Consider the following 8,127-nt stretch of genomic DNA (forward strand, 5'->3'; position numbering starts at 1 on the left):
CCTGCCGCGCGCCGGCGATGGCCCGCGCGCGCACGCGCTCCACCGCGTCGGCGTCGAAGCGCGGCTCGGTCATGGCCAGCCGCGCGAGGCGCACCGCCTCGGGCAGCGCATCGGCCAGGCAGCGGAAGCCGCCTTCGAAGGCGTCTCGCCCAGCGGAGAAGTTCAGCCCGATCGCCGCGTCGCGCAGCGCATCGGCGAAGGGCAGCGCGCGCAGGTCGCCCGCGCCCTCGGTCAGCATGGCCGCGGCCATGGCGGCGGTGCCTTCTTGCCCGGCCGCGTCGCGCGCGGCACCGCCGGCCCAGGACCACGAAAGGGAGACGACCGGGACCGAATGATCCTCGACCAGCCAGGCGGAGAAGCCGCCCGCCTCGACGACGCGGATCGGCAGGGTGAAGCCGTTGCTCATGGGATCACGCCGCCTCCGGCAGGAGCCAGCCGGTGGTGTCGGCGCCGCGGCCGAAGACGGCGCGGGCGGCCTCGGCCACCTGGGGCTGCGTCACCGCGCGCAGGCGGGATGGCCAGAATTCCACCACCTCGGCCGGCAGGCCGATGGCGAGGGCGCCACCCAGCATGCGCGGCGCGGCGCCGAAACTGTCGAGCGCCAGCAACGCGCCGGCCGAGAGTTGCCGGGTGGAGCGCGTCACCTCCGCCTCGGTCGGGCCGTCCTGCAGCAGGCGGGCAATGACGGCGGCGGCCGCGGCCTCCAGCCGGTCGGGCTCCACGCCGCGGCGGGGCACGGCCCAAAGCATGAATTCCGTCTCCCCGGCCGACTCGCTGTCGTAGGAAGCGCCGGCGGAGACGGCGAGGCCGGTTTCCACCAGTGCCGCATGCAGCCGGCTGCCCTGCCCGCTGCCCACCAGGTGGGCGAGCACTTCGAGCGGCAGGCCGTGGCGGGTTTCCCCGGCGGTCAGGGAGGGCGCCATCCAGGCGCGCAGCAGCAGGGCCTCCCGCGCCGTGGGTTCGCGGCGGGTCAGGCGGGGTTCGTGCGGCGCGGCGGGGGCGGCGAGGCGGGCACGGGTCGCGGCGGGGCGGGCGGGGACGCGGCCGTAGTGTTCTTCGGCGAGGTCGCGCAGCCGCGCTTCCTCCACCGCGCCGGAGACGACCAGCGTGGCGTTGCCCGGCGCATAGAAGCGGGCGTGGAAACCGGCGAGGTCGTCGCGCGTGATGGCGCGGATCTCATCCTCCCAGCCGATGATCGGGCGGCCGGGCCAGGCTTGGGGGCCCCACAGCGCGGCGCGGAAGGCTTCCTGGAAGCGGGCGCGGGCAGAGGAATCGGTGCGCTGGCGGCGTTCCTCGAGCACCACGCTACGCTCGCTCTCGACCTGGTCGGCGGGGATCAGCGCGGCGGCGAGGCGGTCGGCCTCCATCGCCATGATCATCGGCAGGCGGGAGGCCTCGACCTGCTGGAAATAGGCGGTGACGTCGCGGGAGGTGAAGGCGTTGTCGTTGCCCCCTTCGCGTGCCACGCGGCGGGACAGTTCGCCCGACGGCACGTTGGGGCTGCCCTTGAACATCATGTGCTCGAGGAAATGGGCGGCGCCGGAGCGGCCGGCAGGATCCTCGGCCGCGCCCGCGGAATAATAGAGGTACTGGGCGACCACTGGCGCGCGCCGGTTCTCGATGAAGACGACGTTGAGCCCGTTCGCCAGCCGCCACTGGGAGGCGCCGAAGAGCGGGCGTTCCGCCGGGGCGGGCGTGGCGGCGGGCGCCTGGGCGCTGGCCTCGGTTGCGGGGCCGGCGGCGGCGAGCGCCGCGGCGGCGCTGAGGGCGGTTCGACGTGTCATGACGGGCATGCGTCCAAGATGGGGCCGCTGCCCGGCCGGGGGAAGCGGAGGTTACCGAAGGGTATGGCGGCGGCCAGGGAAGGCCGCGTGCCGGCCCGGGTCGCAATCCGGCTTCGCCCGAATCGGCGGATCGGGGAAGATCAAACGGAACGAGTGCGAGCCTGGATCATGCCGAACCGACGGATCGCCGTGGTGACCCCGGTGCTCAACGACTGGGCCTCACTCGAGCACCTGCTCGCGGCGCTCGGCGGGGTGGCGCCGACGATCGGCGAGGTCTCGGTCCTGGTCGTGGACGACGGCTCCACCGAGGCCGCGGCCACGGACAAGCTTGCGCGGCTGGCGGCGGGCCTGACGGGCCTCGAGATCATCAGGCTGGCCTGCAATCTCGGCCACCAGCGCGCCATCGCGGTCGGCCTCGCTGAACTCGCGCGGCGCGATGGCCTCGACATCGTGGTCGTGATGGACGCCGACGGGGAGGACCGGCCGGAGGACATCGCGGCCCTGCTGCGCGAGCACGAGGCGCACCCGGAGGCGATCGTCGTCGCCATGCGCGCGGAACGGTCCGAGGACCGCACCTTCAAGGCGCTCTACCACGTCTATAAGGCGGTCTTTCGCGCCAGCACCGGGGTGACGATCGACTTCGGCAATTTCTGCCTTATTCCGGCGCCGCTGCTGACGCGCCTGGTGGCACGGCCGGAGATCTGGAACCACCTGGCGGCCACGGTGATCCGGTCGAGGACGCCGCTGCGGCGCCTGCCGACCGCTCGGGGCACGCGCTACGCGGGCCGGAGCACGATGAACCTGGTGTCCCTGGTGACGCATGGGCTGAGCGGCATCTCGGTCTTCGTCTCGGAGGTCTTCGTGCGCTTCCTGGGCCTGTCGCTGGTGATGGTCGCGGCGTGTGTCGGCGTCATCGGGACGGTCAGTGCGATCAGGATCTTCACCGACCTCGCCATCCCCGGCTGGGCGACGACGGTCGTTGGCATTTCGCTCGTGATGCTGCTGCAATTGTTCACCATGACCACGGCGCTGGCCTTCGTGATGCTTTCCAACCGCATGGCGGCGCCGATCATGCCCGCGCTGCATGCCGCGTACTACATCCGCTCGATCGACGTCGTGGCCTAGCGATGGCGCAGGATCCGTTCCACTACGTCGGCACCGAGCTCGATGTCTTCTCCGAGGCGCACAACTGGCGCGCCTATTGGACGGGAATGGTCCGGCCGCTCCTTGGGCGGACGGTCCTTGAGGTCGGTGCAGGCATCGGCTCGGCTACCCGCAGCCTGTGGACTCCGGCGGTCGCGCACTGGCTGGCGCTCGAACCGGATGACGCCCTCAGCGACCGCCTGCGCCGGACCGTGGCCGAGATGAACGCCCCCACCATCGAGGTGCGCAGCGCGACGGTCGCGGAGCTTCCGGCGGAGGAGACCTTCGACACCGCGCTCTACATCGACGTGCTGGAGCATATCGACGGTGATCTGGAGGAAGTTGCGCGCGTCGCGCAGCACATCCGGCCGGGCGGGCACATCGTGGTCCTCGCGCCGGCACATCAGTGGCTGTTCACGCCGTTCGACAAGGCCCTCGGCCACTTTCGTCGTTACGACCGGCGGTCGCTCGGACGACTCACGCCCGATGGCTTCAGCATGCTTGCCCTGCGCTATCTGGACAGCGTCGGAATGCTGGCATCCCTCGGCAACCGGCTGGTCCTGAGATCGGCAGCGCCGACCCCGGCGCAGATCGCGCTCTGGGATGGGAGGATGGTGCCCCTGTCCCGCAGGCTGGACGGCCTGCTTCGCTTCCGCTGCGGCAAGTCGATCCTCGGCGTGTGGCAGAAGTTAGAGGAGACCGGCACGAGGTCCGGTCGCACCACCCGCGCCGTGCCTGGCGCGTGAGCGCGGTCCGTTTCGCTTGGCCCGCCATCCATCCGAATGCAGCCACGCGATGACGGACAAGGCCGGATGACGGGGCGGCTGATCGCGAGGACAACCCCTCATCCGGAAGGTGGCCGGCGGGGCAGGCATTGCTCGATGCGTGCCGGCGCCGGCCGGTTGCTGCCGGGCGCTCTGGTGATGGCCGCCCCGAAGCTCAGAGCCCCAGCCAGCTCCAGAAATTGCGCCGCCGTGGCTGTTCCACCGGTGTCTCGCCGGCATCCTCCGGGCGGCCGAGCGCCGCGTTCTCCCGCAGGCGCTGCGCTTCCCGCGCCGAATCCACGGCAGTGCCGGGCGGCGGCGGCTCGCGCCAGAAGATCAGCCGGTCGGTCAGCGTCCGGTTCGGCTGGTCGAGGCGCAGGCTCTCCTCGTCCACCCGGCGGCGGATGTCGTCCGGCGCATCGGGGCCGGCGCGCTGGATCAGCGCGGCCTCGCCCACCGTCACGCGCGTGCCGGGGGCACGGCGAGGATCGTCGAGCGACAGGCCGGGCACCAGCAGCGCCTCGGCCTGGGTCCGCGCGCTGCGTTCCTGCGGGCGGGGGGAACCCGGCCGCGGCGTCGGCAGCGTCGTCATGTCCGGCGGCATGGACAGCGGCGCGCGGGTCGTGACCTGGAACTCGTCCGGGGCGTCGCGCACCAGGCCAAGCTGGCGGGAGGTGTTCTGGCCGCAGGCGGACAGCAGCGCGGCAGCCGCGACGACAGCCAGCGGGGGGGAAAGGCGTGTCCTCATGACCCCTCCTTAGGGCCGGGCTTGGGCTGGAACAAGGCATCCGCGACAAGAGCGAGCACGCCGCAGACGATTGCCGCATCCGCCACGTTGAATACGTACCAGTGCCAGCCCCACCCATGGGCGTCGACGAAATCCACCACGGCTCCGAAACGGACCCGGTCGATCACGTTGCCCACCGCGCCGCCGACCACGCCGCCGAGCGCCAACGCCGTCAGCCGGTTCTCGGCCCGCGCCATCCAGCGCAGCAGGAAGGCCGCAATGGCCGCGGCGAGCAGGGCCAGCACCAGGTGCCCCCACTCCCCGTCGGCCGCCAGCAGGCCGAAGGTCACGCCCCGATTCCACACCATGGTGAGGTCGAGGCCGAAAGGGCCGGCCTCCAGCAGCGGGATCTGGCCGACCTCGGGCAGGCGGGCGACCTCGAGGATCCACCATTTGCTGGCCTGGTCGGCGAGCAGAATGCCCGCGGCGACCGGCAGGCCGAGACGCAGGCTCATGCGCGGACGACTTCGGGCCGGGCCACGGGCCGGCGCGACGCGGGGGCGGCGCCCCCGCACCGGGCACCCATCGCAAATGCATGCATCTGGGATGGGATCCCGGCCACCCCCGACCCCGCCATCACGAGAGGGATTCCACGGCGTCCTCGCAGCGGAGGCAGAGGGTCGGGTGCTTCGCGGAACGGCCGACCTCGGGCAGCACGCGCCAGCAGCGGGCGCACTTGATCCCCGGCGCCGGCTGGAAGCCGGCCTCGGGCACCTCGGCCTGCGCCAGGGCGAAGCCGGAGGTGATGCAGATCTCGGCCCAGGCCTCCTCGGGCAGCAACGCGGCATCGGCGGCCGGCACCGCTAGCACCGGCGCCGCCTGCAGGCTGGAACCGATCGTACCGGCGCCGCGCGCCTTCTCGAGCTCCGCCGTCACCACGCCGCGCAGTTCGCGCACCCGCGCCCACTTCGCCGCCAGCGCCTCGTCCTTCCAGCCCGCGGGGACGAAATGGAAGTCGAGCAGGTGCACGCTGCCTTCCTCGTCCGGGAAGCGGGCCAGCCAGGCTTCCTCGGCCGTGAAGGCCAGCACCGGGGCGAGCCAGGTGCAAAGGCAACGGTGCAGGATGTCGAGCACCGTGCGCGCGGCGCGGCGACGCAGGCTGTCCGGCCGGTCGCAGTAGAGCGCGTCCTTGCGGATGTCGAAGTAGAAGGCCGAGAGGTCCGTCGCGCAGAAATTGTGGATCTCGGGATAGACGCCGGTCCAGGCGAAGCGTTCGCTGGACTCGGGATCGGCCGCGGCGCGGATGCGCGCGTCGAGTTCCGTCAGCCGGTGCAGCACCCAGCGTTCCAGTTCCGGCATCTCGGCGTAAGGGACGATCTCCGCGTCGGAGAAGCCCTCGAGGCTGCCGAGCAGCCAGCGCAGCGTGTTGCGGATGCGGCGATAGAGTTCCGCCTGCTGCTTCAGGATCTCCGGCCCGATGCGAAGGTCGAGCTCGGTGTCGGAATTCATCACCCACAGGCGCAGGATGTCTGCGCCGTACTGCTTCATCACGTCCTGGGGCGCGGTGACGTTGCCCAGCGACTTCGACATCTTCCGCCCCTGCTCATCGAGCACGAAGCCATGCGTCAGCACCGCCTTGAACGGCGCGACGCCGTTGGTGCCCACGCTTTCGAGCAGCGAGGAATGGAACCAGCCGCGATGCTGGTCCGAGCCTTCGAGATACAGGTCCGCCGGGAAGGGCAGCCCGCGCGGCGGCAGGACGAAGGCGTGGGTCGAGCCGGACTCGAACCACACGTCCACGATGTCCATCACCTGTTCGTACTGCGCGGCGTCGCGGTCGGGGCCGAGGAAGCGCGCGGCCGCGCCCGGCTTGTACCAAGCGTCGGCGCCCTCGGTGCGGAAGGCCTCGACGACGCGCTCGAGGATCGCCGGGTCGCGCAGCGGCTCGCCGGACTGCTTCGACACGAAGACCGGGATCGGCACGCCCCAGGCGCGCTGGCGGCTGATGCACCAGTCCGGCCGCGCCGCGACCATGGACCCGATGCGGTTGCGCCCCGCATCCGGCACGAAATAGGTCGCGTCGATCGCGGCGAGCGCCTTGGTGCGGATCGCGTTGGCGTCGTCCATGGCGATGAACCACTGCGGCGTGGCGCGGAAGATCACCGGCTTCTTGGATCGCCAGGAATGCGGGTAGGAATGCGTGAGCTTCCCCGTAGCCGCCAGCGTGCCCGCCGCGCGCATCGCGTCGTAGATGGCGGTATGCGCCTTGAAGACGTGCAGCCCCTCGAAGCCCGGCGCATGCTGGGTGAAGGTGCCGTCATCGTTGACGGTTTCCGGGATCGGCAGGTGGTGCGCGCGGCCGAGGTTGAAGTCGTCCTCACCATGGCCCGGCGCGATGTGCACGAAGCCGGTGCCGGCTTCCGTCGTCACGAAGTCACCGGGCAGCAGCGGCACGTCGAAGTCGTAGCCGGCGCCGCGCAGCGGGTGCGCGGTGATCGCGCCGGCCAGTTCCGCGCCTTTCAGGACGCGCTTCACCGTATGGGCGCCGACGCCTGCCTCCTTCCCGAAGGACGGCAGCAGCGGCAGGGCGACGAGCAGCCGGTCGCCGACCTTGAGCAGCGACGTCTCCGTCACGCCCTCGACATGCACGAGCGCGTAGTCGATCTCCTCGCCGTAGGCGACGGCACGGTTGCCCGGAATCGTCCAGGGCGTGGTGGTCCAGATCACGACATCGGCGCCGACCAGGTCCTCGGCCTTCGCCTTCAGCACGCGGAACTTGCCGTGCAGCGTGGGGGAGACATGATCGTGGTACTCGATCTCGGCCTCGGCGAGCGCGGTCTTCTCGACCGGGCTCCACATCACCGGGCGCAGGCCGCGGTAAAGCGAGCCGTTCAGCAGGAATTTGCCGATCTCGCCGGCGATCTTCGCCTCGGATTCGAAATCCATCGTGGCGTAGCGGTCCGCCCAGTCGCCCGCGACGCCGAGGCGCTGGAACTCCTCGCTCTGCACGCCGAGCCAGTGCGCCGCGTAGGCGCGGCACTCGGCGCGGAAGTCGAGCACCGGCACGGCGTCCTTGTCGCGGCCCTTGGCGCGGTATTCCTCCTCGACCTTCCATTCGATCGGCAGGCCGTGGCAGTCCCAGCCCGGCACGTAGTTCGCGTCGTGCCCGGCCATCTGCGCCGCGCGGTTGATCACGTCCTTCAGGATCTTGTTCAGCGCGTGGCCGATATGGAGATTGCCGTTCGCATAGGGCGGGCCGTCATGCAGCACGAAGGTGTCGCGACCCTTGGACTGCTCGCGCAGCCGCTCCCACAGCTTCAGGCGGGCCCAGCGCTCGAGCATGGCGGGCTCGCGCTTGGGCAGGTCGCCCCTCATCGGGAAGGGGGTCTTGGGCAGGAAGACGGTGCCGCGGTAGTCGCGGGCCTCGGCGGGGCTGTCGGTCATCGGTGCCTGTCTCGGGCCGCCGGTCTCGGACGCTTCCGGACCTGGCGGCGGGTCATGGGGAGGTCGCGCGGAGGTGCCCGGCCCTCAGTCGAGGACCGGGACGATAATTCGCGCGGACGCATCCCAGGCCATGGCAGGCTTATGGGGAGGGCGGCGCCGGGGCGTCAAGCGCACCCGGCGCGGATCAGCGGCGCGGGCGCAGGGACGCGACGGCCAGCCCCCGCCCGCCCAGCGCCTCGAGGCAGGTCGCGCCCGCAGCGGCCCC

At 71.5% G+C, this 8,127-nt stretch carries 6 protein-coding genes and 1 pseudogene; 2 read left to right on the plus strand and 5 right to left on the minus strand.

Features of this window, described 5'->3' with window-relative positions; all coding sequences use genetic code 11:
- Both GXW76_RS24180 and GXW76_RS24185 read right to left on the minus strand, forming a co-directional pair.
- Positions 1-406, minus strand: a pseudogene (locus GXW76_RS24180) (insulinase family protein); the annotation flags it as partial.
- Between the two features lie 4 nt (positions 407-410).
- Positions 411-1,784 (minus strand): M16 family metallopeptidase, encoded by a 1,374-nt coding sequence (locus GXW76_RS24185; RefSeq protein ID WP_246514675.1) that lies wholly within the window; start codon positions 1,782-1,784, stop codon positions 411-413.
- A gap of 168 nt (positions 1,785-1,952) precedes the next feature.
- Between GXW76_RS24185 and GXW76_RS24190 the strand changes: the two genes are divergently transcribed.
- Both GXW76_RS24190 and GXW76_RS24195 read left to right on the plus strand, forming a co-directional pair.
- On the plus strand, positions 1,953-2,909 hold the full coding sequence (locus GXW76_RS24190; RefSeq protein WP_211864709.1) for a glycosyltransferase: 957 nt from the start codon (positions 1,953-1,955) through the stop codon (positions 2,907-2,909).
- A gap of 2 nt (positions 2,910-2,911) precedes the next feature.
- Positions 2,912-3,673, plus strand: a complete 762-nt coding sequence (locus GXW76_RS24195; protein WP_211864710.1) for a class I SAM-dependent methyltransferase — start codon at positions 2,912-2,914, stop codon at positions 3,671-3,673.
- Positions 3,674-3,866: 193 nt separating this feature from the next.
- On the opposite strand, the gene GXW76_RS24200 is transcribed toward GXW76_RS24195, so the two are convergent.
- The 3 genes from GXW76_RS24200 to ileS form a co-directional block, all read right to left on the minus strand.
- Positions 3,867-4,439 (minus strand): DUF3035 domain-containing protein, encoded by a 573-nt coding sequence (locus GXW76_RS24200; RefSeq protein WP_211864711.1) that lies wholly within the window; start codon positions 4,437-4,439, stop codon positions 3,867-3,869.
- The gene (gene lspA / locus GXW76_RS24205; protein ID WP_211864712.1) at positions 4,436-4,933 is read right to left on the minus strand and encodes a signal peptidase II; all 498 of its coding nucleotides are present in this window, start codon (positions 4,931-4,933) and stop codon (positions 4,436-4,438) included. Before lspA ends, GXW76_RS24200 begins: the two co-directional genes overlap by 4 nt.
- A gap of 121 nt (positions 4,934-5,054) precedes the next feature.
- Positions 5,055-7,862 carry an isoleucine--tRNA ligase gene (gene ileS / locus GXW76_RS24210; protein WP_211864713.1) on the minus strand — a complete coding sequence of 936 codons (2,808 nt, stop codon included), beginning with the start codon at positions 7,860-7,862 and terminating at the stop codon, positions 5,055-5,057.
- Positions 7,863-8,127: the final 265 nt, after the last annotated feature.

This window comes from Neoroseomonas soli (assembly GCF_018129065.1).
In the GTDB taxonomy this organism is placed as follows: domain Bacteria; phylum Pseudomonadota; class Alphaproteobacteria; order Acetobacterales; family Acetobacteraceae; genus Neoroseomonas; species Neoroseomonas soli.